Source organism: Christiangramia qingdaonensis (genome assembly GCF_048381525.1).
In the GTDB taxonomy this organism is placed as follows: Bacteria; Bacteroidota; Bacteroidia; order Flavobacteriales; family Flavobacteriaceae; genus Christiangramia.
This window is the reverse complement of sequence record NZ_JBLWIM010000008.1, coordinates 346,073-372,795: the sequence shown is the minus strand read 5'-3', so window position 1 is coordinate 372,795 and position 26,723 is coordinate 346,073. Positions and strand designations below refer to the sequence as shown.

Below are 26,723 nucleotides of genomic sequence, written 5' to 3'. Positions count from 1 at the left end.
GAATGGCTTCTTTTACATATTAACCTGCCAGAATAAAATGAGTTTATTTAAAAAGATATTTTCTAAAGAGAAAAAAGAAAACCTTGACAAGGGACTGGAAAAATCCAAAGCCAGTTTTTTTGATAAAATGAGCAAGGCAGTTGCCGGAAAGACCAAAGTTGATGAAGAGGTTTTGGACGATCTGGAAAATGTACTTGTAAGTAGCGATGTGGGAGTTGCAACTACCATTAAGATCATTAATAGAATTGAAGAGCGCGTTGCCCGGGATAAATACCTTGGTACAGATGAGCTGAATAAAATTCTACGGGAAGAGATCGCAGCATTACTTTCTGAAACCAATAAAGGTGAAGGTTCAGAAATTAGCCTTCCTGAAGGGAAAAGGCCATATGTAATTATGGTAGTAGGTGTAAATGGTGTTGGTAAAACCACCACTATTGGGAAACTTGCCAATCAATTCAAAAATTCAGGTAAAAAGGTAGTACTTGGCGCGGCAGATACTTTTCGTGCCGCCGCTATAGACCAGTTACAAATCTGGGCTGATCGTACAGATGTACCAATCATTAAGCAGAAAATGGGAAGTGATCCCGCTTCAGTTGCATTTGATACCGTGCAAAGCGCTGTGAAGCTGGGTGCAGATGTGGTTCTTATTGATACTGCCGGAAGATTGCATAACAAGGTGAACCTGATGAAGGAACTTACCAAGATCAAAAGAGTAATGCAAAAAACCATTCCAGAGGCACCTCACGAAGTGATGCTGGTGTTGGATGGTTCTACCGGGCAGAATGCTTTTGAGCAGGCTAAGCAGTTTACTGCGGCTACAGAGGTAACTTCACTTGCTGTTACTAAATTGGATGGTACGGCGAAAGGTGGTGTGGTGATCGGGATTAGTGATCAATTTCAAATTCCTGTAAAATATATTGGAGTAGGAGAAAGAGTGGAGGATTTGCAGGTTTTCAATAAATATGAATTTGTAGACTCATTCTTTAAATAATGAAACAATTATTTCTCCTTTTAGTGCTGGGAACTCTGTTGACTTCCTGTAAAAATGATCCAGAAAATTCAGAAGAAGTTCAAAATGCTGAGGATTCTACTTCGGTTACTTCGGAAGAGCGGGAATTTAAAGTTCTGGATTCAGAATATATTACGGCAGACAGTTTATGGGTGCCATTTGAAATAGATTTAGATGAATTTACTTCCGAAGTTTATGAGGAAGTAAAAGCTTTGGTTTTTGAAAAATCTATTCCGGAAATTCAGGAATCTATAGCCGCAGGAAAACTCACTTACGAAGAACTATCTTTGTTTTATTTAACCAGAATCAGAGAATATGACCGTGAAAACGAGCTTTCTCTAAATTCGGTGATTTCTCTGAATCCTGATCTTATTACTGAAGCAAGGAAAAAAGATGAGCAACTGAAGAACTCAAACAACAATCATCCTATTTACGGGATTCCGGTACTACTGAAGGATAATATCAATACGAAGGCTATGCCAACTACGGCTGGTGCTGAAGCCTTGAAAGGTAATCAAACGGGTGATGCGTTTATAGTGGAGCGACTTAAAAAGAATGGTGCACTTATACTAGGCAAGGCCAATCTCAGTGAATGGGCTTATTTCTTCTGTGGTGAGTGTCCAAGCGGATATTCGGCAGTTGGAGGACAAACCCTGAATCCTTATGGTAGGAAAATTCATGATACTGGCGGATCAAGTTCTGGTAGCGGAGTAGCGGTAGCTGCCAATCTCGCTCCCGTAGCTGTAGGATCTGAAACATCCGGTTCTATCTTATCACCATCAAGTTCAAATTCCATTGTTGGAATGAAGCCGACTATTGGTTTGTTAAGCCGCGGCGGAATTGTACCAATTTCAAGCACCTTGGATACTCCAGGTCCTATGACCAGATCTGTGATCGATAATGCGATCTTACTTTCTGCTATGACCGGAGTCGATTCAGAAGATCCTGCTTCTTCTGCAGCAAAACAACTTTCGAATCTTTACAAGGATCTTAAAAACTCCAGTCTTAAAGGAAAACGATTTGGAGTAATCAAAAGTTTAAAGTCAGATTCACTGTACATGAGGGCAGTGGCCGATCTTGAAAAAGCCGGCGCGACTATTATAGAATATGAAGCGGAAGAGATCGATCTTCCAAATTTTTTAAGATTACTGAACCTGGATATGCAAAAAGATCTTCCAGAATATTTTCAGAAATATGGTGGAGAAGTTGATTTCAAAAATGTTCAGGATGTCGTGGATTATAATGCCATGGATTCAGTAAAAAGAGCTCCTTACGGGCAAGCTTTATTTCTGGGAATCTTGGAAGATTCAGCCAGTACAGAGGAATTTGCAGCGATCAAGGATACTTTAAAAACCAACGGTACGCGATTCCTGAGCAAACCAATCAAAGAGCATAATCTGGATGCGATTATCTCTATTAATAATTATCATGCTGGTTATGCTGCGGTAGCGAAATATCCGGCGATCACGGTTCCTATGGGATACACTGAAGAAAATCAGCCAATGGGAGTAACCTTTATAAGTGAACCTTTTTCAGAAAAGCAATTGCTGGAATTTGCATACGCATTTGAAAAGACTTCCAAACGTAGAAAAACACCGAAGGAATACAATGAGTGAAAAAGCAGACAGATACCTGGTCCTAATTTCTAAAATCATATTTTTTTACAGCATCTTTTTCGTGGTGATGAAAGTCATTTCGATGTTTCAGGGGGCTTGGGTGATTCCAAATTTAATTTTATCTCTGCCCTATCTAGTTTTTGGACTGGTTGGCGGTTATATGGTAAAATATAACAAGTATCACTGGGCATATGTAATTGCCGGAGTTATCTTAATAAGTATCGTACGCTATTACGAAGTAGAGTGGATGCTTCAGCTGCAGGAACGTTTTTGATAGTCAAAGCACTAAATCAATATTTTCTACTCTGGATCTTAGCAGAAAGTTTAGGCCACTCGCGACCTATAGAAACCTGAATTAATCCCAATTAGTTTATTCAGCTTAAAATTAGGTGTATAAATTTTACACCTTATCTTTGCACCCGCTTAGATTTCTGGATTCAGATCTGTTAAGCATTTAGAAAGCAATATATTATGAGGACGAAATCGCTTAAAAAGAATAGAATTAATGTAGTAACTCTGGGTTGTAGCAAGAATGTTTACGATTCAGAAGTTTTGATGGGGCAGCTTCAGGCGAATGATAAAGATGTGGTTCATGAAGGCGAAGGTAATATCGTAGTGATAAATACCTGTGGTTTTATTGATAACGCAAAGGAACAGTCGGTTAATACAATTCTGGAATTCGTTGAGAAAAAGCAGGAAGGTTCTGTAGATAAAGTGTTTGTAACTGGTTGTTTAAGTGAGCGATACAAACCAGACCTTCAGAAGGAAATTCCAGATGTGGATCAATATTTTGGAACTACTGAACTGCCAGGACTGCTTTCTGCTCTGGAAGCCGATTACAAGCATGAACTTATTGGCGAGCGTCTAACTACTACACCAAAAAATTACGCATACCTCAAGATTGCTGAAGGTTGTGACCGTCCATGTTCATTTTGTGCTATTCCATTAATGCGTGGTGGACATAAGTCGACACCAATCGAAAACCTTGTGATAGAGGCGGAGAAACTTGCTGCGAACGGGGTGAAGGAACTTATTTTGATCGCTCAGGATCTTACCTATTACGGTCTGGATCTATATAAAAAGAGAAATCTGGCGGAATTGCTCGAGAATCTCGTAAAGGTCGAAGGTATTGAGTGGATTCGTTTGCATTATGCTTTTCCAACGGGGTTCCCAATGGATGTTCTCGATGTAATGAACCGAGAACCTAAAGTTTGTAATTATCTTGACATTCCTCTACAGCATATTAATGATGATCTTCTGAAGTCCATGCGTCGAGGAACCACTCATGATAAAACCACTAATTTGCTTAAGAAATTTAGAGCAACTGTTCCAGAAATGGCGATTAGAACTACACTAATCGTTGGTTATCCGGGTGAAACTGAAGAAAATTTCCAGGAATTGAAAGAATGGGTCCAGGAAATGCGTTTTGAAAGACTTGGTTGTTTTACTTATTCTCATGAAGAGAACACTCATGCATTTAATCTTGTAGACGATGTTCCACAGGAAGTGAAGCAGGAGCGTGCAAACGAGATCATGGAAATTCAGTCACAGATCTCTTGGGAACTTAATCAGCAAAAGATCGGGAAGATTTTTAACGTCATCATAGACAGAAAAGAAGGCAATTACTTTATTGGTAGAACTGAAGCAGATTCCCCAGATGTTGATAATGAGGTTTTGATAGATGCCACGACAGTATATTTGAAGACCGGTGATTTTTACGAAGTTGAAATTACAGATGCTGCCGACTTTGATCTTTACGCAAAGCCAATTAACGTAGAGACCAGGAAGCCTGTTCGTAAAGAACTTAAGATCCGCACAGTCTAATTTAAAAACCTAGATTTGAATAAAATAGAGAAAACTCCACATTTTCTTAGAGGGAATATGCCATATTTTCTTGGTGGTTTCTATGTCCTTATGGGTATCGCAGCATACTTCAGTATAGGTGATTCATTTTATCTTTCTTATTTACCATTAGGAATTATAGCCGCTGTAGTTGGTTATTTCCGAAGAGAGAATAGAAAGGAATTTATCAAGTGGGACAGTAAGAAGATCGTGCTTCAGGATCAAATCAATGGTAAGAAATCGTATTCCTGGACAGCGGTGGATGACTTTATAATTAGTGAAGAAAACCTGCTCATCAAATCTGGCCCTGCTGATGGTGTTTATTTCGAGATCAGAGAATTTTCACAAACCGATATAGCGAAACTGAGATCTGCCTATCCCGAATTTACAAACCTAAAACACTCCGCCTGATGCAGCGTATAAGCAGAAAGCTAAGTTTTTTTAGAAGGAACCAGTTCTTATTATTTGGTGCTTTCTGGACTTTAATGAGCATTTTTTACCTGGTCTCTCAAATATTAGTAGAGGAAGACGGTACTTTCAATTATTTTATGAGTTTTGGATATCTCATCATTGGGCTGCTCTATTTTTATCAAAACTACCGATATGGACACAAAAAGGGAGAGTTTATAGAGTGGAACGATACTGTTTTGAATTACCAGCAAAACTTCGGAAAATTTTATTCTTTTAAGTTAAGTAGCCTTATTAATGTAACAGTAACCCGAGAGAATCTAATCATCAAAGCTCAAAATGCGCAGGGAACTATGGCTTCGCTTAAGGGATATTCTGAAGAAGATATAGCTAAACTAAGAGGGAAATTTGATAATATGTAGCCGGTTTTCTTCGCTGTGAAAATAAAACTGAATCAGACAATTAATGATCATTTTCGGAGTAAAAAAGCAGCGGGCATTATATTCAATTATCTCTTCGGTCTGAAATTAAGAAAAAGATACCATCGGCAGATATTTTGCTATAGATAACTCCATGTGCTGTTATTCTAAAATTCCTGACGATTACCATAAAAAAGCAGGAACGGAAGTTCCTGCTTTTTTTATATATCTTATTATTTACTATTCGTCCTCGTTTAGCAAAACTGGATCACCATATCCAAGATCCTTCAGTTTCTCTAACTGAGTTTCAGCATCACCAACAATAAGGAAATACATTTTTTTAGGATCAATATATTTCTTCGCCAGCTCCTGAATATCCATCACCGTCATTTCCTCTACCTGCTGCTGTTGTTCAGCAACATAATCGTCGTTATAATCATAATCGCTAATTTCTTTGAGCATATTTAATTTTGCGCCCAGAGTTTCAAATTTCCTGGTGTTGCTTTTAGTCATATAGCTTTTAGTAACCTCAAGATCATCCTGAGTAAAAGTATCGGCATAATCTGTAAGAATGTCGCGGATCAATTCAGTTGCTTCATAGGTTATATTGGATCGAACACCACTGGAAATAAGGAAAGGGCCAATGTAAGATCTATCTTCGAACCTGGAACGAATTCCATAGGTATAGCCTTTTCCTTCTCTAAGTTCCTGCGTAAGCCTGGATGCGAAACTTCCACCACCAAGTCTGTAATTCATCACCTCTGCTGCATAAAAATCCTTATCACTAGCGCTCAATGCCGGAGCACCGAATGTTAGAACAGATTGTTTCGCACCCGGAACATCATAAAAGTAAATCTGAGATTTTTCAGGTGCTTCAAATTCTGGAATCTCCGGGAAATCTACAGTTTTTGGAGGCCAGGAAGCCGAAATTGCTTTTAGTGAATTCTTCGCCTTTTCGAGATCCAGATCACCTACTACAAGATAGGTAGCATTTAAGGGTGAAAGATTTTCAGAATAATAAGCTTTTAGATCGTTCAGCGTGATATTCTCCACACTTTCTGTAGTTCCCATTTCATTCATGGAAAGAATACTGTTTTCACCATACACAAGTTTTCGAAATTCATTCGAAGCAATATTGTTAGGATCTCCTTCCTGCTGTTTGATCCTGCTAAGGGTTTGTTGTTTAATAAGTTCGAACTCTGACTCATCCCAACGTGGTTGAAGCAGCATCTCATCTACAAGTTTCATCGTCTCGGCGTAATTCTTTGCCAGTGTATTTCCAGTGATACTAATTTTTTCTTCCGAAGAACTTACATAGATACGCGCTCCCAAAAGTTCGATTGCTTCCTCCAGCTCTGCCGGAGTTTTTTTTGCGGTACCACGATTCATCAAGTTCGCCAGAAGATTTGCTACTCCTGCTTTCTCCATAGATTCCAGCAACTGTCCGCTTTTAATTTCAAGGCTAAACTGTACGAGTGGGACTTCTGTATTAGTAATACCCATCACTTTTAGTCCGCTTGGCATTGTCGTTTTCCAGATCTCCGGAATTTCCAGTTCAGGTTTTGCTGAATATGGAGGTTCAATGGTTCGATCAAAGCTAGAGGCTGTTTTTGGATAATCTACTGCCTGCTTTGCATCGAAATCATCTTCAGCACCTTCCACGATCTTTTCTTCTACTACTTCAGCTTTTTCTGAATTTTCCAGAGCAAGATCCAATTGATCTTTTGGAACAAAACTGGTGGCAACATAATGCTGGTCTTTTATATATTTTCTGAAGACTCTCATAACATCTTCCGAAGAAACCGCCAGTAATTTTTCGATCTCTTTGTTGATGAAATTGGGATCATTTGCAAAAATATCATACTGTGCTAATTGAAAACCTTTTCCAAGAACACTTGAAATGGAGTTGTAGAAATTTGTCTCTAAACCGGCTTTAATTCTCTTAAGGTCTTTCTGCGGAATGCCATTTTTATCGAATTCGGCAAGTCCTTCCTCGATTACAGACTGAACAGAGTCAAGGTCCTTTCCGTCATATGCCCGAACCTGAAGCAATAACTGCCCCGAAAGTTCAGAAGTGTAATTGAACATACTCACATTACCAGAAAGTTTGGCTTCTTCCACAATCTTCTTATACAAAGGAGCATTTTTACCATCAGCCAGGTAGCTGGTCAATATTTCCAATGCAAAGCTATCTGGATGGTACGAGTATACTGAAGGCCAGGCTAGTGTAAGCTCAGGCAGTTTCGCGAAATTGTCTTCGTGGTATACTTTTTTAGTGTTATCGAGACTAACAAGCTGCTTTTCCTGTTCTTCGATCTTCTCTCCACGCGGGATCTCATCAAAGTATTTGTGGACCCATTCCTTTGCCTGGTCTTTATTAAAATCGCCAGCGATGGTTAGGGTTACATTGTTAGGAGTATACCACTTGTTATAAAAATCCTTGACATCCTGCAAGGTTGCGTTCTGAAGATCATCCAGACTTCCAATCACCTGCCAGTTGTAGGGATGATTTTCTGGATACAGGTTTTTGTCGATCACATAAAAAGTATGTCCATAAGGCCTGTTATCTACTCCCTGGCGCTTTTCATTTTTAACAACCTGCTTTTCCTTGGCAAGAACCGGTTCTGTAACCGTATTGATAAAGTATCCAAGTTTGTCTGCTTCTGCCCAGATCATTTTTTCCAACGCATCTTTTGGTACGGTCTGGAAATAATTGGTGCGATCACGACTTGTAGAGCCATTGGCACCGCTACCACCAATTCTGGCGGAGAGTTTGTCCAGTCCACCTTTTCCAAGGTTCTCAGATTCCAGAAACAGAAGATGTTCAAATAAATGCGCAAATCCTGTTCTGCCTTCTTTTTCCCGGGCACTACCTACGTGAGCGGTAAGAGCTACTGCTACGACAGGGTCTGATTTATCTTCGTGCAGTATCACCTTTAGTCCGTTTTCAAGGGTGAAAGTTTCGAAGTCCACCGAAAACTGATTCGTTCCTCCCTGGGCAACAACCATGGTATTCGCCACCAGAAAAAAGCATAAAGCAGATAAAAATTGTCTCATTTTCATATTAGTAATCATATCCTCTATTATTTGTTAGGAATAATGCATTGGTAAAAAATAACTTTCCGTTTTCCCAGAAAGCTCTGAATAGTGGATTGTCCACCATATAAATAATACTACCTCTACCTATATTTTCTTCACCGAAAATAAGTGAGTTCTCAAGCTTTTTCTGAGCTTCGCTACCGGCAAATCCTGAAACGATTTCAGGTTTCTGAATGTAAGCCACGTTATAGCCTGAATTTAGAAGCTCATAACTATCACCGCTAAGTTTTAAGCTGAAGTAAGTATCGTCATACCCAAATGCCAATGGGTGACTTGGATCTACCGAAGTTTTTACGATACTACCGGTGATCATATTCTTCACATATTCTCTTTCTCGCTGTGAATAGGGAATAAGTTTATCGGCAGTTTTTAGTGTATCCTTTTTAGATTCTTTTGCTTCGATCCCAAAATTGTCTTTACCTGCAAATGCAGAAACAGCATCCCCAATCGCAATGATTTTTCCCCCACCACGAACCCAGTTCTCAAGCATTTTTAAAGTATCCTCATCAAGAAAACTGGAGTAATTCCCTGAAGGTATCACCAGCACATTTAGTTCGTCCAGTATACTGGAAGAAAGATTACCCGTTTCCAATGGAATTACCGGATACTTCAAATCCTGTTCGAAAAAGTACCAGATCTCTCCAAAATTAAGCGAAGAAACCTGCTCACCTCTAAGGAGTCCAACTTTTTGCTTATTAATGATCTTTATATTACCTGAACCAAAATCGGGTCCCTTATCTGAAAAACCTGTATTAGTGGCTACGAGTTTTCGTTGCATGTTATTGGCGATCTCTACCACCTTCTGCTGAAAATTTTCAATAGCTGAATTATCACTTTTAGAAATGATAAGGCTGCCGGGATTAAAATCTGCTCCGGAATTTCTAAATTGTTTTTCGCTGAATCGAACCTTGATGTCATTTCTAATAAGTTCAGCCAGAAATCTCGCATCTTCCATGCTATTCCATTTTGAAAGGAATGCTGTAGCTTTAGCGTTCGCTGTATTTTGCTTGAAGGTTTCAGGATTATTAGGATTACCATCAATGGTTTTCGAACTGGCAACGGTCTCCAGTCCGTAAGTATAAGGCAAGCTCCAGGCGGTAATATCATACGTAAGAGAATCCACAAGTTTGGCTTTAGGTTCGAAAAGCACTTTGATCATTTTCGATTTTGGCTGATTCGCAGATACCAATAACGTTTTTTCAGAAGATTCAAGATTTCCACTTTTTGAATCCTGATAAGAATAACCTTTAATATTTCCTGAATTGGCAAAACTATATTTGATCTCGTGCCTGTCAAGCAGATCAGTTAAAGCGTTGATCTTATCCTTCTCGCCATTCATTGCATAGGTTTTAAATTCTGAATTACCTTCTGTAAAAAAATCTGCAAATTCTGAAACCAGTTCAGTAGCATTTTCTGAAGCCATTTCCACCGTGGAAATTCCAGTAGTAAAATGATGTTCAATGCGATCTTTTAAAGTTAGCATATAACCTTCGTTGGTTTGAACCCCCAAACCAGCACGACCATGACCAGCCTGTTCGTAGGTCATCCCAATGGCACCCATATAGGTTGGATACGTATCTCCGTAGCTTGGGTATAGCAGGTCAAATTGTTCTCCTGTAAAATATAACCAGCCATTATCATCGAAATATTTCGCATGATTTTTTCCAATTCTTGTCTGAAAATCACGCTGAAAGTCGGTAATGATCTCATGAAATGGTTCAGCAGCAGGAGCGAAATAATAAGGGTCGTTGATATCCTGTTCGTGGAAATCTACATGGATATGCGGCATCCATTGATTGTAAATTTTCAAACGTTGTCTTGTTTCTACCTGCGTTGCCCAGGCCCAGTCACGATTTAAATCAAAAAGATAATGATTAGGTCTTCCTCCGGGCCATGGCTCGTCATGCTCAGCAGAAAACTGACTAGTATTATAAGGAGTTGCTTTTACCTGGTTGTACCAGTTTGCATAACGGTCACGACCATCGGGATTGACACAAGGGTCAATGATTACCACTGTATTTTCCAAAAGTTCTTTCTTTCCAGTAACGAGCTCGTATAGAGTTTTCATTGCAGCCTCGGTACTGGAGGCTTCGTTACCATGTACATTGTAGCTTAGCCATACGATCGCTTTATCAGAAGTTTCATTAGCATCGGTTAGCCCGGCATTCGCAAAATGCTTCCGCTTGATGGACTCCATGTCCTGTATATTTTCTTCCGAAGAAATAATGGCATAAGTAAGTGGTCGACGTTCGTTGGTAAGGCCGTACTGCTGGTAATTTACCAGATCAGAATTTTCAGCTACATGCTCAAAATAGTCCACGATATCTGCGTGCCTGCTAAACTGAGAGCCCAATTTGTAACCAAGAAACTGCGACGGACTTTGAACCTCCTGTCCAGTTATTGTTGTAGTAATTACAATGAGAAAGAATAAAAAGAATCTGATTTTCAAAATTTTAGATTTTCAAAAGTGAATGCATCCAAAATTAAGTAAAAAAAATCGCGATTTAATCCCAAACTTCATCCTGTAGCCAACTAGCAGCATTTTGCAGATATGGAACATAATTACAAGACTCATAATGCGTTAGACCAGGAGCTACTTCCAGAGTTACATTTGTGCCAGCCTCCTTGGTTGCAGCAACCCATTCCTGAGTTTCAGCAACAGGAAATAATTCGTCGTTCTCCCCATGAATAACATAGAGTGGAGTTTCTATGGTCCTAACACTGCCGTTAGAACTGAAAGTACTGTAACTGCTGGCTATTGGGATAGATGCAGTAAAGATTTCCGGATAAACTTCAGCATAGAACCAGCTACCATTTCCACCATTACTGTAACCTGTTACCACGGTTTTATTTCTGTCAACATTCAAATATTTCTGAGTTAGATACATAAGACCGATAACGAGATCCTGGTTAAAAGCACTGTTCCAAAGCTGCGTTCCTCCATTGGGACTTACAATAATTGGATCCAAGGCTGCGAATCCAGGCTCGGCATAACAGGCAGTGTTTTTATGAGCATTTGCATTTCCGCTTGCTGCACCATGAAGAGTTAGCACAAGAGGTCTTTCAGAAGACGAAGCATTTTCCGGGATGATCACTCTAAAATTCCATGAACTCCCGTTAAGGTTTTCCAGCGATACGTCGTTAATCCCTGGTTGCAGGTTCAAGGCCTGAAAATCTGCTTCGAGATCTTCAATGCTTCTGCGATCTGTCGTTGGAGCGTCATCATCACTTGAACAGGAAGCAAATGAGAATATAATTAAAAGGGCGAAAATTAGTCGTTTTAAGATCATGAACTACTGGTTTTTGATTGATAACCGGAATTTATGAACTTTATAGATGTTAAGTTAATCGTAAAGAATAAATATGCGGCTGGTCTCGATTTAGTTTCCTTCTTAAAAGGTTTTATCTTTACGGCAATTATAAACAGGTTGATGTCTACAGATCATATAGCTTATCCCGATACCAATTATTTTACTCCATTAATCCTGGATTATCTTTCAGAAAAGGAAAGTCTGGGACATTTGTATCATCGTTTTCCTAAAATTGAAAATTTCAGGGCTCAGATTGATGAGAAATCCAAATCTTATAACAATTATATTCGTAAGGATCTGGTGGAAGTTCTAAAAGAGCAGTATTCAGGTCTTAAAGTTTCTGAGATGACATCTGGCAACATCGATCTTTTATCTTCAGAAAAGACATTTACAGTGGTCACTGGTCATCAGCTTAATCTTTTTACGGGTCCGCTTTATTTTCTATACAAGATAGTTTCCACGATCAGTCTTACCAGGAAGTTGAAAGAAAAACATCCGGAAAATAATTTTGTGCCGGTATACTGGATGGCTACAGAGGATCATGATTTTGAAGAGATCAATTTCTTTAATCTCCACGGAAAAAAATTCAAATGGAACAATGCCGAAAAGCGGGCAGGAGCGACTGCTGTTGGTAAGCTTTCTACGGAAGGACTTGAGGAAGTTTTTAAGCTATTTTCTGCTGAGATTGGTGGAGGAACAAATGCCAAAGAATTGAGGGAGATGTTCCAGAAAGCATATCTGGAGCATAATAACCTGACCGATGCCACGCGCTATCTGGCGAACAGGTTATTTAGTAAAGAAGGTCTGGTCATCATCGCAGCTGGAGATTCCCGATTAAAAAAGCATTTTTCCAGCCATATTAAGAATGAATTACTTGAGGAGTCTTCCTCAAAAGCGTCGCAAACTGCCATAGATTCTCTGGCAGAATTGGACTATAAAGTACAGGTAAATCCGCGAGATATCAATTTATTTTATCTTAACGAGGAGATCAGGGAACGTATCGTTAAAAAAGATGGGCGGTATTACGTTCATGAAACAGAGATAAGCTGGAGCAAAGAAGAAATACTTGCAGAAGTAGATGCGCATCCGGAACGTTTTAGTCCAAATGTCATGATGCGACCACTCTACCAGGAAGTGCTGCTTCCAAATCTTTGCTATATAGGTGGAGGAGGAGAACTTGCTTACTGGTTGCAGCTAAAGAATTATTTTGAAGCTGAAGATGTGGTTTTTCCAATGTTATTACTTCGGAATTCAGCATTACTGCAAAATGCTAAACAAAATGCCAAACGCAGAAAACTCGATATTTCACTGAAGGAATTATTTCTGAAACAACATGAACTGATCAATCGCAAGGTTCGGAAAATCAGTAATATCAACATTGATTTTTCAGAACAGAAAGAGCATTTGATTCAGCAATTTCAACAAATGTATGAGCTGGCTGAGAAAACCGATAAATCTTTTATTGGTGCAGTAAAAGCGCAGGAAGTAAAGCAGCTTAAAGGTCTTGACAATCTCGAAAACCGGCTCCTGCAAGCTCAAAGAAGAAAACTAAAGGATGAAGTAGAGCGAATCGCCGCGCTGCAGAATGATCTATTTCCAAACAGAAGTTTGCAGGAGCGGCAAACAAATTTCTCTGAATATTACGATGAATACGGTCAGGAACTTATCGAGCGCCTTTTAGCAGAATTAGATCCTTTAGACGCAAACTTTAAAATTATCACTTTTGGAAAAGAATAGAATGCATACCATAGATATGGATCTGGTTGAAATGACGCTGGATGTTATGAAGTATGCCATTGATCGTATATCTAATGTAACTCCGGAACTTGGCGCACCGAAGAAGGAGGAAGAACTTTTAAGGTTGGTTGGAGAAACTATAACTCCTGAAGGTATTGGAGGTGAAAGTGCATTCCAGTTATTTAAGAACGTACTGGTCAAAGCAACGGTACCTATCGATCATCCAAGGCACCTGGCGTTTGTTCCTGCCGCACCAACGAGGGCTGCGATCATGTTTGACCTGGTAACTTCAGCTTCCAGTATTCATGGTTCATACTGGATGGAAGGAGCTGGAGGGATATTTTGTGAAAACCAGGCGATGAAATGGCTGGTAAGTTTAACCGGTCTACCGGAAACTGCCTTTGGTGTTTTTACAAGTGGTGGTACAGCTGCAAATCTTTCAGCATTAGTTACCGCAAGAGAGGAGTGGAGAGAACAAAGGCCAGCTCACGCTAGAGAGAGAGCGCTTTTGATCACTTCAACAGGAGCACATTCTTCAATAAAATCCATGGCGAAAGTAATGGATGCAGATGTTCATCTGGTGAAGTCAGATGAAGAATTTTTATCGGGAACTGCACTTCAGAAGGAATTGGAAAATTTAAGCGAACAGGATAGAAACAGACTTTTCGCCGTGGTAGCAACGGGTGGAACAACCAATGCCGGGATCATAGATGATCTGGAAGGAGTGGCAAATATTTGTGCCGAAGAAAATATCTGGTTACATGTAGATTGTGCTTATGGAGGTGGAGCACTGGCGGTAGATTCGGTTAGACATTTGTTCAAAGGCATAGAGCAGGCAGACAGTATTACTATAGATCCTCATAAATGGCTGTTTTCTCCTTACGATTGTGGCGCAGTGATCTATAAGAATCTGGAACTTGCGAAAAAAGCGCATTCTCAAAAGGGCGCTTATCTTGAGATATTCAAGGATGAGGGAGCTCAAGGATTTAATCCTGCAGATTACCAGATCCAGCTTACCCGTAGATTACGAGGGATGCCATTATGGTTTTCACTGGCGATGCATGGAACTAACAAGTATAAAGAAGCTATCGAACGAGGGATAGAACTTGCAAATATTGCCGCTTCCAAAGTGGAACAGAATGATTTGCTTGATTTGGTAAGACCGGCAAGTTTATCTGTAGTCTTATTTAAGAGAAAAGGCTGGTCTGCGGAAGATTACCGAGACTGGACCTACAAGAATCATAATTCAGGATTTGCACTGGTCACCCCATCTCTGTGGAAGGATGAAAGTGTTGTGAGATTTTGCTTTATTAATCCTGATACTACTGAAGATGATATTGAGCAGATCTTGGCTACTTTAGACTAGTAGCTAATCTATTTCATATTCAAGCCGCATTGTTATCGATGCGGTTTTGTTTTTATCTGCCGTGTTATATGCACCACTCCAGCTAAAATCCTCGCCGCTATTCTGGCCCGTGATCTGAAACACGCCCATATTGGCACTTTTTAGATCGCCTAGATTTTCTCCGCTGTTCGCTGCGATTTTCTCTGCACGTAGTCTGGCATCCTCCGTAGCTTTAGAGATCATTTCAATTTTGAGATCGGCTATTTTGGTATAGTAATACCTGGGAGGAGAGGAATTGAACTGGACGCCTTTATTTAGTAATTCTGTGATCTCACGTGACACATTTTCGATGAGCTCTACATTGCTACTTTCAATTTTCACCGGTTGCATTAGTTCGTAACCTTTGAAAATACTACCCACATAATTACCATTTTGATACTGATTCTCTTGTTGCTCATTAGTTTGAACCGAGTTAAAGACGATGTTTTCATCCTTGATCCCTTTTCCTATGAGATAGGATCTGACAATATTTTTATCCTGATCAAGTTGATTATAAGCCGCTTCTAGATTTGGAGAATTTCTGCTGAATCTACCTTCCCACACTATCAGATCTGAAACAAAGTTTTCACTACCCGAACCCGTCACCGAAATGACACCATCGGGATTCGCTCTGGAAACGTAAGCATCACCCAGAAAATAGGCTGCAACCATGATCGCAATGGCAAAAATTATAGCACTTAAATATTTCATATTTGGCAGAGTCTTAATGCATTTTAAATATAGAAATTTTCCATCTTCCTTTGCCGGCTTTTTTACCTAAATTCCTATTTTTGCGCATGCAAAACAACGTACTCATCCTAGACTTTGGTTCGCAGTATACACAGCTTATCGCAAGGCGTGTAAGGGAACTGAACATTTATTGCGAGATCTATCCATACTCGAAAATTCCAGAAGATTTATCAGGTTTTAAAGCGGTTATCCTTTCAGGAAGTCCATTTTCTGTAAGAGCAGAAGATGCCCCGCATCCAGATCTTTCACAGATTAGAGGTAAATTGCCTATGCTGGCAGTTTGCTATGGAGCTCAATATCTTGCCCACTTTTTCGGTGGAAAAGTAGAACCTTCAGATACCAGGGAATTTGGAAGAGCGAATCTTTCAGTGATTAAGGATGCAGAATTGTTGTTTGAAGATATCAAAGAGAATTCACAGGTTTGGATGAGTCACAGTGATTCTATTATAAACCTTCCTAAAAATGCGGTAAGACTGGCGAGTACTTCAGATGTGCTGAATGCAGCTTACAGAATTGAAGGGGAAGAGACTTACGCAATCCAGTTTCATCCAGAAGTTTATCATTCCACAGATGGTAAACAATTATTGGAGAACTTTCTTGTAAAGATCGCTGGTACTGAGCAAAGCTGGACGCCTGGCGCTTTTGTTGATCTAACAGTTTCAGAATTACAGGAGAAGATTGGAGAAGACAAGGTAGTTCTGGGTCTTAGTGGAGGTGTAGATTCTACAGTTGCTGCTGTTTTATTACACCAGGCTATTGGCAAAAACCTGTACTGTATTTTCGTTAATAATGGTCTTCTTCGGAAGAACGAATTCGAAAGTGTACTGGACCAGTACAAGGACATGGGGCTCAATGTAAAGGGAGTGGATGCTTCGGCACGATTTCTGGATGCATTGAAAGGTCTATCAGATCCTGAAGAAAAGAGAAAAGCGATTGGGAATACTTTTATTGAAGTTTTCGATGATGAAGCTCACGAGATCAAGGATGTTGTTTACCTGGCACAGGGAACTATCTATCCAGATGTGATCGAGTCGGTTTCAGTTAATGGCCCTTCAGTAACGATCAAGTCACATCATAATGTGGGAGGATTACCCGATTTCATGAAGCTGAAAGTGGTAGAGCCGCTAAGAATGCTATTCAAAGATGAAGTTAGAAGAGTAGGAAAGGAACTTGGGATAGACAAAGTATTACTGGGTAGACATCCATTTCCAGGCCCGGGACTTGCGATTAGAATTCTTGGTGATATAACGGCAGAAAAAGTGCGAATACTTCAGGAAGTAGATCATATCTTTATACAGGGACTAAGAGACTGGATGTTGTATGACAAAGTATGGCAGGCAGGAGCAATCTTACTACCTATACAGTCGGTAGGAGTCATGGGTGATGAAAGGACTTACGAGCAGGTCGTAGCATTGAGAGCAGTGGAATCCACAGATGGTATGACTGCAGACTGGGTGAATTTACCTTACGAGTTTTTGCAAAAGACTTCGAATACAATAATCAACCGGGTGAAGGGCGTTAATAGAGTAGTTTATGATATTAGCTCCAAACCACCTGCAACTATAGAGTGGGAATAAAATCTCAAAAAAGATAAAAGAATGAAGTACCTATTTGTGTTATGTTTCCTTTTCCAGGTGATAAGTATGTCTGCAAACGCGCAGTCGTATAAATATCATACTGTGAAAAAAGGTGAAACTGTGTTTAGTATCTCCCAGTCTTATAGTATTGAAGAGGAGGATATCTATAAATACAACCCGGAAGCAAAGAACGGGATAGGGATCGATGAAAAACTCGTTATTCCAATTTCTGAAAACAAAACTGAAGTCGCTACAAATACTGAAAGTTCAGCTACCTCTGTTTCATTTAAAGATCACCAGGTAAAGAAAAAGGAGACACTTTATAGTCTTTCTAAGGAATACGGCGTTAGTATCGATAATATTAAAAGGTACAATAAGCAGTTATATTCCAAGAAGCTCCAGATAGGCGAAACCATTCAAATTCCTGTGGGTAATATTCCTGCCCAAAATGTGGTGGTAACTAATACTCCGCAACCAGCATCACAAAATCAGTCAAAAGAAGCTCCGGTCGAGAAACCTGTAAATACTAAAGTTTCCAGTAGTTCGCAAAATTTCAAGACAAGAGAACATATCGTACTTCCGCAGGAAACCAAATATGGGATTGCGAGAAAGTATGGGATGACACTTAAGGAGCTGGACGAGATGAATCCGAAAGTAGAAATATTACAGCCTGGAATGATGATTCGCGTTGGTACTGCTGTATTGGATGAGGAACCGGTTATTATTACGGATGATCGTTTTCGGTTTTATGAAGTGAAACCGCAGGAAACACTATACAGACTGTCGAAAAAGTTTGAGGTATCTCAGGATTCTTTGATTAGATTGAATCCTGCACTAACTGAAGGATTGAAATTTGGGATGGTACTTAAGGTTCCAAAAAAGGATGGAAATTCTGAAGATGAGGAGAATGACCAGTATACTGGTATGGAAGCAGGTTCGCAGTCTAAAGTAGATCTAAAAACTTTTATCGATAATCGCGATACTAAGGAGATCGCTTTAATGCTGCCGTTCCATTTGGATAAGGTTGATGCCGATTCAATTCCTACCTATCGTAACGCTATTCTTAATGAAAGAGTGATACGAATTTCCCTTGATTTCCATAGTGGTGTTCTAATGGCTGTGGAGAAAGCGAAAAGCATGGGTATTTCTACAAATCTTAAGGTGTATGATACCAGAAGAAGTACTGGCGAAGCTTCAAACATTTTAAGAACGAATAATTTTGATAATGTAGATGCTGTGATAGGTCCGCTTATTCAGGATGTTACAGAAACTGTGGCCGGAGCATTGGAGAACAGGAACATTCCTGTGATCAATCCACTTAGTAATCGCAGTATGAAAGGCTACGGAAACTTATTCCAGTCCCGACCAAGCGAGGAATTCCTAAGATCAAAAATGGTTGACTATATCGCTAGAAATGCGGCTGGGAAAAATGTTATCGTGATTGCCGATTCAAAATCTTTTGCCATCAAAAATGAGTTGATGAGCGCGGTACCTTCAGCGAGAACAGTAAACCCATCAGATAATTTTATTTCCGAAGCAAAACTGGCAGAAGTAATGTCTTCAGGAGAAAACTGGGTAATTCTGGAGTCTGAAAATATGAACCTTATAAGTAGTGTTGCTGCTGCTTTAAATAGGTTAACAAGAAATAATAAGATCACGTTACTTACTACCAATAAGAATAATGGTTATGAGAGCGATGTGATCTCCAACAATCATCTTGGAAAATTGAAACTTCATTATCCTTCAGTAGATAAAGAATTTGATACCCAGCAGGATGATGAGTTTGTAAAAGACTACGCTAAGAAATTCAAAGTTCAGCCAAATCAGTACGCGATGCGTGGATATGATCTAACAATGGATATCTTATTAAGACTGGCTTCTGCGGAAGATCTATACGAAAGCTTCGAAAAATACCCAGGTTATACAGAATATTATGAGAGCAAATTTCATTATTTGATGAAGCCCGAAGGTGGATACATCAATGATGCGATCTATATTTTAAACCTGAATGAAGATCTAACTATAACGGAAGCAAATGACCTCTAAAGTTACATACCTCGGAAATTTAAGAACAGAAGCTGAACATTTGCAAAGCGGATCGAAGATGATCACCGATGCTCCTGTGGACAATCATGGAAAAGGCGAGGCTTTCTCACCAACAGATACGGTGGCAACGGCACTCGCTTCCTGCATGCTTACCATTATGGGTATTAAGGCCAGTGATCATCAAATGGAAATTGAAGGTACTACCGCTGAGGTTACCAAGGTCATGACCGATAAGCCACGAAGGATCTCTAAAATTGAGATCAATATAGTTATAAAGGGAAGCTTTGATGAGAAGGAGAAGAAGATCCTGGAGAACGCGGCACTTACTTGCCCGGTCTATCATAGTTTGCATGCAGATATCGAAAAGCCGGTAAATTTCAAGTATTCGTGAGGAAATTTCTTCTCGCCTTATTTCTCTTCGGAATTGTCCAGATAGGTTGTTCACAGGAAAAAAGAAAAATTGAATGGGCAAGTATAGATCGTCTTAACTGGCAAAATTTTGAAGCTTCACCAGATTATAATATAGATTTTTCAGCAAACACGAATTCCGGGATGAGCTATTCCTGGAACTATAGTACGAGTACTGGTAAGCCCGAGCTTACCCATGAAGTGAAAAGTAATTTTTATCCGGATCTCAGCTGGGTGAAGGATGTGAATAATCCAGCATATCTACTCGCTCATGAACAACTGCATTTTGATATAACTGAATTACATGCCCGCAAACTGAGAAAGCGACTTGCTGAATATGAAATAGGTAGAAGGATACGACAGGATCTTAAAAAACTCTATAACATCACGGAAGCTGAAAGAGTCGCCATGCAGAATCGTTTTGATAAAGAGACTTCACATAGTGAAAATAAGGAAGCAGAGTTACGTTGGAGAAAATTTGTGGCTTCTCAATTAGCGGAATATGAAGTTTACGCGCTTTAAAATTGTTGTGAAGCGACTTTAGTTTCTTCAAATTCAGTAATCATTTCCTTTACAATTTCAGCAGCAGGTTTGATCTCATTGATCAATCCTGAAATCTGACCTATTTCAAGTTCACCTTCTTCCAGATCGCCTTCATACATCCCTTTCTTTGCTCTGGCTCTACCCAGTAATGTAGTAAGATCTTCTTTGCTTGGAGATTTTGTATAAAGTTCCTGAACATCTTTAAAAAACTTATTCTTCAGTAATCTGACGGGTGCAAGTTCTTTCAGGGTGAGTACAGTGTCGCCTTCTTTCGCTTTCACTACCATTTCCTTGAAATTCTGGTGAGAACTTGCCTCAGGTGTTGCTACGAACCTGCTCCCAACTTGAACAGCATCAGCTCCCAAAACCATCGCGGCAAACATTCCTTTTCCATTACCAATTCCTCCCGCTGCTATTAGCGGAATATTGATCTTTTCTCGAACCATAGGAATCAATGTAAAAGTGGTAGTTTCATCACGGCCATTATGACCACCTGCTTCAAATCCTTCAGCAACAATAGCATCTACGCCAGCTTCCTGAGATTTCACTGCAAATTTCACACTGCTTACTACATGTACTACTTTAATTCCATGACTTTGTAGGTGAGAAGTCCAGGTCTTAGGATTCCCGGCAGAAGTAAATACGATCTTTACACCCTCATCAATAATAATATCCATGATCTTGTCAATATCGGGATAGAGCATCGGTACATTCACCGCAAAAGGTTGATCGGTAGCTTTTTTGCATTTTTGAATATGTTCCTTAAGGATCTCAGGATACATGGAACCCGCTCCAATAATACCAAGGCCTCCGGCATTAGAGACTGCACTAGCTAATTTCCAGCCGCTTGCCCAGATCATTCCCGCTTGTATTAATGGATATTCAATATTGAAAAGTTCAGTGATTCTATTTTGCTTAAAACTCATTACTTTTTGATGATAAGAAATTTTTCAGTCGTGTTTTCAGATTCAAACATAGCAATATAAATACCACGAGAAAAGCCGGAAAGATTAATTTCTGAGGAAACGCTGCGTTCGTTCAAGACCATTTTCCCTGCGGTATTGAAAATGCGGATATTATAATTGGATTCTGGTCCGGCAAATTTCAGAAAATCTTCTACCGGGTTTTGATATAAAATCAATTCCGAAGAATTAGGAGCTACAGGATTCGCGGTAGTTGAAAAGTCTGGAATTCCATACCCCAGAAAATTATTAGTAGAATTGCTAATATGCCCAAGATCTCTAATTAATTGCATCACCTCGAAATTTGTCCATTCCGGGTTTAATTGCCAGAAGCAAGTAATGGCTCCTGCCATGATCGGACTGGAAAATGATGTACCATTCACACCAACGAGCCTATCATCTTCGTTGATTGCTGCGACCTCAATAGCCTGAGCGACCACATCTGGTTTAATTCTCCCGTCTGCGGTGGGCCCAACAGAACTAAATGGTGCATAGTTCTCTGTAGGATCAACTCCACCAATGGCAAGCACATTAGCATCTGCAGGAGCGCTAATGATATTAAAATAATTTTCGTCTCCACGATTTCCCGCTGAAGTGACCACCAGCATTCCTTTTTGCATAGCCATATTAGCTCCTCTGGAAATAAAACTTGTCTGCCCATCCATATCTTCCGGAGTGTAACTATATGCCGGATTATCATATAGAGTGTATCCCAGAGAAGTGTTGATAATATCGACGCCCAGACTATCAGCTCTCTCGGCTGCTTCCACCCAATAGGCTTCTTCAACTGGAGTTTCGGTAGCAGCAACTTCGGTAACAAAAAGATAAAATGAAGCATCTGGCGCAGTGCCTACATAAAGATTCTCTCTAAAAGCAGCCATGGTAGAAAGTACCAGTGTACCATGGTTATCCAGCGTACTTGCGGTATAATTGGCGGAGCGATTCGTGAAATCATATCCTCCCAGTAGATTGTTGTTGTTTCTTAAATTCTGAAACGATACCAGAGAATTTGCATTTGGAAAACCGGAGTCCATCACGGCGATGATCATTCCATTTCCTGTTAGATCCTGCTTATGTAAATTCTGAAGATTAAGCATTCTGACCTGGTTAGCGGTTGAAGCATAATTGAAATCTATTTCTGTTTCAAGCTTATTCTCGTTGCTTTTATGCGGAATGCTTTGACTCCTGTTAGAAAGTTCTTCGAGGAACTGGACATTGGCAACATGATCCAGACTTTCTAAAATCTTAATTGAATTTCGTTCACCTATTACGTAAACGCAATTAAACCATTTGGATTTAGCCTTAATTTCGAAACCAGATCTTGTTTTAAGATCGCTAATAAAAGCTTCATGAACCGGTACATCAAGAAAGTTAATAGTCGTACCTCTCAATAATTTGCGCTCGTAAGCTCTTTCAGAAAAAAGATTTTCGGGAGTTTCGAGTGCTTCAACTGCATTAGGTTTGCCTGTAAAATAAACCAAAGCGTGTTCCTGTGCGAAAGCACAACTGGAAATAAAAAAGATAAGTAGGAATATTTTTTTCATAGCAAACTGCCTGCAGGCAAGTAAGTTACGAAATTACCCCAGAACCCAGCAGTTCATCTTTACTATACCAGGCTACAAACTGACCTTCGGTAATAGAGGCTTGTGGTGTTTCGAAAACTACATACATGCCATTTTCAGTTTGATGTAAAACTGCTTCCTGCAAAGGCTGGCGGTATCGAATTCGAGCTTTAACTTTCATCTCTTTTCCATGGTCTATAGCCAGGTCCTTGCGAACCCAGTGCACTTCATCATTTGAAATGAACAAAGCCTGCCTGTAAATCCCGGGATGGTTCTTGCCCTGTCCCGTATAGATCACATTCTCATTTACATCGGTATCGATCACGAATAAAGGTTCCGGAGTACCACCTACAGCCAGACCTTTTCGTTGTCCTTTTGTGAAATAATGTGCACCTTGATGATTTCCTACAACTTTGCCCTGATCTTTGCGATAATTGTATTTTTTAGATAGAAACTGCAGTTCCTCTTTTTTAGATGAAAAGCTTAATTCTTCCTCGTTGTAAATATCATCTTCGGAAGAAACCTCTACGATAACTCCTTCTTTCGGTTTTAATTTCTGCTGAAGAAAATCTGGAAGTCTTACTTTACCAATAAAGCAAAGTCCCTGAGAATCCTTTTTATCAGCAGTTACCAGATCCTGTTCTGAAGCGATCTTTCTTACTTCAGATTTCTGAAGTTCTCCAATAGGAAACAGGGTTTTAGAAAGCTGTTCCTGGGTTAACTGACAGAGAAAATAAGACTGATCTTTGTTGGAATCCATTCCAGACATAAGCTGGTAAATAGTTTCTCCATCCTTATCAAATTCAGATTTACGGCAGTAATGCCCAGTAGCGACGTAGTCAGCACCTAGAGACAGTGCGATCTTCATAAAAACATCGAACTTAATTTCGCGATTACATAGTACATCTGGATTTGGAGTTCTACCTTTTTCGTATTCGTTGAACATATAGTCAACGATACGTTCCTTGTATTGTTCGCTTAGGTCTACGGTTTGAAATGGGATACCTAGTTTTTCTGCCACCAGCATCGCATCATTGCTATCATCCAGCCACGGGCATTCATCTGAGATGGTCACCGTATCATCATGCCAGTTCTTCATAAAAAGACCAATCACTTCATATCCCTGTTCTTTCAACAGGTATGCTGAAACACTGGAATCTACACCTCCGGACAAACCAACCACTACTTTTTTCATAGGTATCGTAACTTTTCTTTGACTCACATAAGAGTCGGATAAGAAGCCGCAAAATTACGAAATAAAAAAGGGTAGCAAAAGCTACCCTTTTCAATAAAATTTTGGTGAAAATTATTTTTCAAAAGTAAGCGATGAAGTAGGAAGGTCATTTGGGGTAAACGTAAAACGATCACCATCAAATGATACATTACCAGTAAGTTCTCCAAAACCGGGAACTGTAAAAGTGTATTGTGAATTGGAAGAACTGCTCCAGTCTCCTGTAGAAGTTTCAGATTCACATTCCCCACCAGCATTTGTGAAAAATTCTGAGTCAGCAGTGTTATCGGCCATGAAACTAAGATATGACTGGCTGGAACATTCATTAATCGAAAAACCAGGCACATTATTAGCTTCAACAAGAAACCATGTTCCCAGGATCGATTCGCCATTATCCACTCCTGCGTCGTCGTCATCACTACAGGAAGCAAGGATTCCTGTGAATAATAATAATATTAAAATCTTCTTCATAAATAGGTATTTAAGTTTTTCAAATATAGAGAAAGTTTTTTCGATTTCATTGAATGATGTAATATGTAAGTGTTTGATCATCAGAATTTAAGCTGTTTAATGAAATTTAACAAAGATTAAACAGAATCATTAAAAATTCAGTAGTAGCTTTAATTGATCAAAAATTTTAACTAAAATTCAAATGATATGAAATCAATTTTCAAAAACTCAAAAATTAGTATTCTATTGCTGGCAATCTGTTTCAGTTTTACAGCATGTGATGAAGACGATGACTTCATGACTTCAGACGATGTCATGGAAACTCCCGACCCAACAGATGATGTGGTAGAATCAAATACCATAGCAGATTTTGTGGTTGCTAATGAAAATTACTCTTCACTTTTAGCCGCTTTAGAGGCTACTGGATTGACCTCTACTTTTACTGGAGATGATGTTTATACTGTTTTTGCTCCAGATAATGATGCATTTGCTGCTTTCCTTGATGAAAATGGATTTGATGCTCTGGAAGATGTGCCAACAGATGTTCTTACCCAGGTTCTTTTGAACCATGTACAAATGGGCGAGATTATGTCTTCAGATCTATCTACCGGTTATATAGAAAGTATGTCTACAGCCGGACCTGATGGTGAGAATTTAAGTATGTATATCAATACTGAAAATGGTGTGGTTATTAATGGGGTGAGTACTGTTGAAACTGCAGATGTTGAAGTGGATAACGGTGTCATACATGCTGTAAGCGATGTAATTGGATTACCTAATGTGGTAACTTTTGCTCTTGCAGATCCTACTTTTGATACTTTAGTTGCTGCATTGACCAGAGAGGATTCTTATACTTTTGTATCCACTCTACAAGCTTCTGATTCTCCAGCGCCTTTTACTGTTTTTGCCCCTACAAATACAGCTTTTGGAGATCTTTTAACTGAACTTGAGCTTGAGGAACTTGGAGATCTTGATGCTGATACGCTGGCCACAGTGCTTAGCTACCATGTTCTAATAGATATGAATGTAACTTCAGATGAACTTGAAGATGGTATCGTAGTTACTTCACTTCAGGGTGAGGATTTCACTATAAATCTTGGTGATACTGCAACCATTACTGATGCAAACGGAAGAACATCAACGATCATCGCTACAGATGTTCAGGCTACAAATGGAGTGATTCATGCAATAGACACTGTTATTTTACCTACACTATAATAGAAACTCAAAACAAAAAAAAAGCCTCCGCATTTACGGAGGCTTTTTCATTAAATATACTTCAGAAGAAATTATTTACCCTTTTGTTTCTTTTGTTGCTCTTCAGCCTGCTCCATCATTTGCTGGAACTTTCGGGTGAACTTATTCTGTTTTTTAGGTTTTTTCTTGTTTTCCTGGATCTTAGCATGAATCTTATCTTCGTCTACGATCACGTATTTGATCACTAACATGATTCCAATCGTAATAAGGTTCGAAGTAAAATAATATAAGGAAAGTCCACTCGCATAGTTGTTGAAGAATACCAACATAAACAATGGAGACAGATACATAAGGAACTTCATATTAGGCATGCCTGGTTGTTGATTCGCCTGCATGCTTTGCCCGGTAGTCATCATCATATAGATAAATATAGCAACAGAAGCAAGTATCGGGAACAAACTCACATGATCTCCATAGAATGGGATATGGAATGGAAGTTCTGCGATCACATCATAGCTGGAAAGGTCATCTGCCCATAAGAAACTCTTCTGTCTAAGCTGAAATGCACTCGGGAAGAACTGGAACAAGGCGTAGAATACCGGTATCTGCATAAGCGCTGGCAAACATCCACTCATAGGACTGGCACCTGCTTTGCTATACAGCTTCATGGTTTCCTGCTGCTTTTTCATCGCATTATCCTTGTACTTCTCATTTAGCTCATTGATCTCTGGTCTTAAGATCTTCATCTTAGCCTGTGATAAATAAGATTTATAAGTCACCGGAGAAAGAACAATTCTAACCACGATCGTCATGGCAATAATTGCCAGACCGTAACTTGGAAGAACGCCTCCTAAAAATGCAAAGAATGGAATGAATAGATATTTATTGATCCATCCAAAGATTCCCCAACCTAGTGGGATAATTTCATCCAGGTTTCTATCATAATCATTCAGGATCTTGTAATCTGAAGGACCATAATACCAGTTCATATTGTAATTAAGTTCACCAGCCTTTAGTTCCAAAGGAATGCTGGAAGCAAAAGTCTTGGTGTAAACGGTATCGATCTCTTCGTCCTCCACAAGATTCTCTACTTCGAAACTTGCAGTTGCAAATGGTGTATCCGTAAGTAAAATAGAGGAGAAGAAATGTTGCCTGTAAGCGATATAACTTAT

At 39.5% G+C, this 26,723-nt stretch carries 22 protein-coding genes; 13 read left to right on the top strand and 9 right to left on the bottom strand.

The features are described from left to right. Positions 1-37 precede the first annotated feature (37 nt). The 6 genes from ftsY to ACNI3T_RS02340 all read left to right on the top strand — a co-directional run bounded on the left by ftsY (position 38) and on the right by ACNI3T_RS02340 (position 5,297). Positions 38-991, top strand: coding sequence for a signal recognition particle-docking protein FtsY (gene ftsY / locus ACNI3T_RS02365; protein WP_322302269.1), 954 nt, complete (start codon positions 38-40; stop codon positions 989-991). Beyond that, positions 991-2,625, top strand: a complete 1,635-nt coding sequence (locus ACNI3T_RS02360; RefSeq protein ID WP_418226470.1) for an amidase family protein — start codon at positions 991-993, stop codon at positions 2,623-2,625. Before ftsY ends, ACNI3T_RS02360 begins: the two co-directional genes overlap by 1 nt. Then, the gene (locus tag ACNI3T_RS02355; protein ID WP_299153575.1) at positions 2,618-2,899 is read left to right on the top strand and encodes a hypothetical protein; all 282 of its coding nucleotides are present in this window, start codon (positions 2,618-2,620) and stop codon (positions 2,897-2,899) included. The genes ACNI3T_RS02360 and ACNI3T_RS02355 overlap by 8 nt, the downstream gene beginning before the upstream one ends. A gap of 197 nt (positions 2,900-3,096) precedes the next feature. Continuing rightward, positions 3,097-4,449, top strand: a complete 1,353-nt coding sequence (gene rimO / locus ACNI3T_RS02350; RefSeq protein ID WP_418226469.1) for a 30S ribosomal protein S12 methylthiotransferase RimO — start codon at positions 3,097-3,099, stop codon at positions 4,447-4,449. A gap of 15 nt (positions 4,450-4,464) precedes the next feature. Next, complete coding sequence (locus ACNI3T_RS02345; RefSeq protein ID WP_418226468.1) at positions 4,465-4,878, top strand: hypothetical protein; 414 nt, start codon at positions 4,465-4,467, stop codon at positions 4,876-4,878. Continuing rightward, positions 4,878-5,297, top strand: coding sequence for a hypothetical protein (locus ACNI3T_RS02340; protein WP_418226467.1), 420 nt, complete (start codon positions 4,878-4,880; stop codon positions 5,295-5,297). Before ACNI3T_RS02345 ends, ACNI3T_RS02340 begins: the two co-directional genes overlap by 1 nt. 237 nt (positions 5,298-5,534) lie before the next feature. On the opposite strand, the gene ACNI3T_RS02335 is transcribed toward ACNI3T_RS02340, so the two are convergent. The 3 genes from ACNI3T_RS02335 to ACNI3T_RS02325 are packed head-to-tail and all read right to left on the bottom strand — an operon-like array spanning position 5,535 to position 11,683. Continuing rightward, entirely contained in the window at positions 5,535-8,369 is a 2,835-nt protein-coding gene (locus tag ACNI3T_RS02335) for a M16 family metallopeptidase (protein WP_418226466.1), read from the bottom strand. Continuing rightward, positions 8,359-10,842, bottom strand: coding sequence for a M14 family metallopeptidase (locus tag ACNI3T_RS02330; protein ID WP_418226465.1), 2,484 nt, complete (start codon positions 10,840-10,842; stop codon positions 8,359-8,361). The genes ACNI3T_RS02335 and ACNI3T_RS02330 overlap by 11 nt, the downstream gene beginning before the upstream one ends. A 55-nt stretch (positions 10,843-10,897) precedes the next feature. Continuing rightward, on the bottom strand, positions 10,898-11,683 hold the full coding sequence (locus tag ACNI3T_RS02325) for a carboxylesterase family protein (RefSeq protein ID WP_418226464.1): 786 nt from the start codon (positions 11,681-11,683) through the stop codon (positions 10,898-10,900). Positions 11,684-11,824: 141 nt separating this feature from the next. Between ACNI3T_RS02325 and bshC the strand changes: the two genes are divergently transcribed. Continuing rightward, entirely contained in the window at positions 11,825-13,441 is a 1,617-nt protein-coding gene (gene bshC / locus ACNI3T_RS02320; protein WP_418226847.1) for a bacillithiol biosynthesis cysteine-adding enzyme BshC, read from the top strand. A 1-nt stretch (position 13,442) separates the two neighbouring features. Continuing rightward, a complete protein-coding gene (locus ACNI3T_RS02315; protein WP_418226846.1) occupies positions 13,443-14,807 on the top strand; it encodes a pyridoxal phosphate-dependent decarboxylase family protein in 1,365 nt (454 codons plus the stop codon). A gap of 3 nt (positions 14,808-14,810) precedes the next feature. Here ACNI3T_RS02315 and ACNI3T_RS02310 read toward each other — a convergent pair whose 3' ends face one another. Next, positions 14,811-15,536 (bottom strand): SIMPL domain-containing protein, encoded by a 726-nt coding sequence (locus tag ACNI3T_RS02310; RefSeq protein WP_418226463.1) that lies wholly within the window; start codon positions 15,534-15,536, stop codon positions 14,811-14,813. Positions 15,537-15,622: 86 nt separating this feature from the next. Between ACNI3T_RS02310 and guaA the strand changes: the two genes are divergently transcribed. From guaA to ACNI3T_RS02290, 4 genes are read left to right on the top strand one after another with little or no spacing between them, the layout of a single operon-like run. Beyond that, positions 15,623-17,152, top strand: a complete 1,530-nt coding sequence (gene guaA, locus ACNI3T_RS02305; RefSeq protein WP_418226462.1) for a glutamine-hydrolyzing GMP synthase — start codon at positions 15,623-15,625, stop codon at positions 17,150-17,152. A gap of 21 nt (positions 17,153-17,173) precedes the next feature. Next, positions 17,174-19,198 (top strand): LysM peptidoglycan-binding domain-containing protein, encoded by a 2,025-nt coding sequence (locus tag ACNI3T_RS02300; protein WP_418226461.1) that lies wholly within the window; start codon positions 17,174-17,176, stop codon positions 19,196-19,198. Next, a complete protein-coding gene (locus ACNI3T_RS02295) occupies positions 19,188-19,589 on the top strand; it encodes an OsmC family protein (protein ID WP_418226460.1) in 402 nt (133 codons plus the stop codon). The genes ACNI3T_RS02300 and ACNI3T_RS02295 overlap by 11 nt, the downstream gene beginning before the upstream one ends. Next, positions 19,586-20,128 (top strand): DUF922 domain-containing protein, encoded by a 543-nt coding sequence (locus tag ACNI3T_RS02290; RefSeq protein WP_418226459.1) that lies wholly within the window; start codon positions 19,586-19,588, stop codon positions 20,126-20,128. The genes ACNI3T_RS02295 and ACNI3T_RS02290 overlap by 4 nt, the downstream gene beginning before the upstream one ends. On the opposite strand, the gene ACNI3T_RS02285 is transcribed toward ACNI3T_RS02290, so the two are convergent. From ACNI3T_RS02285 to ACNI3T_RS02270, 4 genes are all read right to left on the bottom strand, one after another. Continuing rightward, positions 20,125-21,075: an NAD(P)H-dependent flavin oxidoreductase gene (locus tag ACNI3T_RS02285; protein ID WP_418226458.1), complete on the bottom strand. Its 951-nt coding sequence runs from the start codon at positions 21,073-21,075 to the stop codon at positions 20,125-20,127. The two genes, ACNI3T_RS02290 and ACNI3T_RS02285, sit on opposite strands and share 4 nt — an antisense overlap. Next, positions 21,075-22,655: a S8 family serine peptidase gene (locus tag ACNI3T_RS02280; protein WP_418226457.1), complete on the bottom strand. Its 1,581-nt coding sequence runs from the start codon at positions 22,653-22,655 to the stop codon at positions 21,075-21,077. Before ACNI3T_RS02280 ends, ACNI3T_RS02285 begins: the two co-directional genes overlap by 1 nt. Positions 22,656-22,680: 25 nt before the next feature. Next, positions 22,681-23,868: a tRNA 2-thiouridine(34) synthase MnmA gene (gene mnmA / locus ACNI3T_RS02275; RefSeq protein ID WP_418226456.1), complete on the bottom strand. Its 1,188-nt coding sequence runs from the start codon at positions 23,866-23,868 to the stop codon at positions 22,681-22,683. Between the two features lie 111 nt (positions 23,869-23,979). After that, the gene (locus tag ACNI3T_RS02270; protein ID WP_418226455.1) at positions 23,980-24,375 is read right to left on the bottom strand and encodes a lipocalin-like domain-containing protein; all 396 of its coding nucleotides are present in this window, start codon (positions 24,373-24,375) and stop codon (positions 23,980-23,982) included. A gap of 186 nt (positions 24,376-24,561) precedes the next feature. On the opposite strand from ACNI3T_RS02270, the gene ACNI3T_RS02265 reads away from it, so the two are divergent. Next, positions 24,562-25,572, top strand: a complete 1,011-nt coding sequence (locus ACNI3T_RS02265) for a fasciclin domain-containing protein (RefSeq protein WP_418226454.1) — start codon at positions 24,562-24,564, stop codon at positions 25,570-25,572. Between the two features lie 71 nt (positions 25,573-25,643). On the opposite strand, the gene yidC is transcribed toward ACNI3T_RS02265, so the two are convergent. Then, a partial coding sequence (gene yidC / locus ACNI3T_RS02260) for a membrane protein insertase YidC (RefSeq protein WP_418226453.1) occupies positions 25,644-26,723 on the bottom strand: 1,080 nt, incomplete at its 5' end.

Excerpts from the sequence above, each read along its gene's own strand:
- ACNI3T_RS02355 (WP_299153575.1), top strand. The coding sequence starts at position 2,618 with ATGAGTGAAAAAGCAGACAGATACCTGGTCCTAATTTCTAAAATCATA.
- ACNI3T_RS02310 (WP_418226463.1), bottom strand. The coding sequence starts at position 15,536 with ATGAAATATTTAAGTGCTATAATTTTTGCCATTGCGATCATGGTTGCA.
- ACNI3T_RS02265 (WP_418226454.1), top strand. The coding sequence starts at position 24,562 with ATGAAATCAATTTTCAAAAACTCAAAAATTAGTATTCTATTGCTGGCA.
- mnmA (WP_418226456.1), bottom strand. The coding sequence starts at position 23,868 with ATGAAAAAAGTAGTGGTTGGTTTGTCCGGAGGTGTAGATTCCAGTGTT.
- ftsY (WP_322302269.1), top strand. The coding sequence starts at position 38 with ATGAGTTTATTTAAAAAGATATTTTCTAAAGAGAAAAAAGAAAACCTT.
- ACNI3T_RS02280 (WP_418226457.1), bottom strand. The coding sequence starts at position 22,655 with ATGAAAAAAATATTCCTACTTATCTTTTTTATTTCCAGTTGTGCTTTC.
- ACNI3T_RS02360 (WP_418226470.1), top strand. The coding sequence starts at position 991 with ATGAAACAATTATTTCTCCTTTTAGTGCTGGGAACTCTGTTGACTTCC.
- ACNI3T_RS02315 (WP_418226846.1), top strand. The coding sequence starts at position 13,443 with ATGCATACCATAGATATGGATCTGGTTGAAATGACGCTGGATGTTATG.
- rimO (WP_418226469.1), top strand. The coding sequence starts at position 3,097 with ATGAGGACGAAATCGCTTAAAAAGAATAGAATTAATGTAGTAACTCTG.
- ACNI3T_RS02300 (WP_418226461.1), top strand. The coding sequence starts at position 17,174 with ATGAAGTACCTATTTGTGTTATGTTTCCTTTTCCAGGTGATAAGTATG.
- ACNI3T_RS02270 (WP_418226455.1), bottom strand. The coding sequence starts at position 24,375 with ATGAAGAAGATTTTAATATTATTATTATTCACAGGAATCCTTGCTTCC.
- bshC (WP_418226847.1), top strand. The coding sequence starts at position 11,825 with ATGTCTACAGATCATATAGCTTATCCCGATACCAATTATTTTACTCCA.
- ACNI3T_RS02285 (WP_418226458.1), bottom strand. The coding sequence starts at position 21,075 with ATGAGTTTTAAGCAAAATAGAATCACTGAACTTTTCAATATTGAATAT.
- guaA (WP_418226462.1), top strand. The coding sequence starts at position 15,623 with ATGCAAAACAACGTACTCATCCTAGACTTTGGTTCGCAGTATACACAG.
- ACNI3T_RS02295 (WP_418226460.1), top strand. The coding sequence starts at position 19,188 with ATGACCTCTAAAGTTACATACCTCGGAAATTTAAGAACAGAAGCTGAA.
- ACNI3T_RS02325 (WP_418226464.1), bottom strand. The coding sequence starts at position 11,683 with ATGATCTTAAAACGACTAATTTTCGCCCTTTTAATTATATTCTCATTT.
- ACNI3T_RS02340 (WP_418226467.1), top strand. The coding sequence starts at position 4,878 with ATGCAGCGTATAAGCAGAAAGCTAAGTTTTTTTAGAAGGAACCAGTTC.
- ACNI3T_RS02335 (WP_418226466.1), bottom strand. The coding sequence starts at position 8,369 with ATGATTACTAATATGAAAATGAGACAATTTTTATCTGCTTTATGCTTT.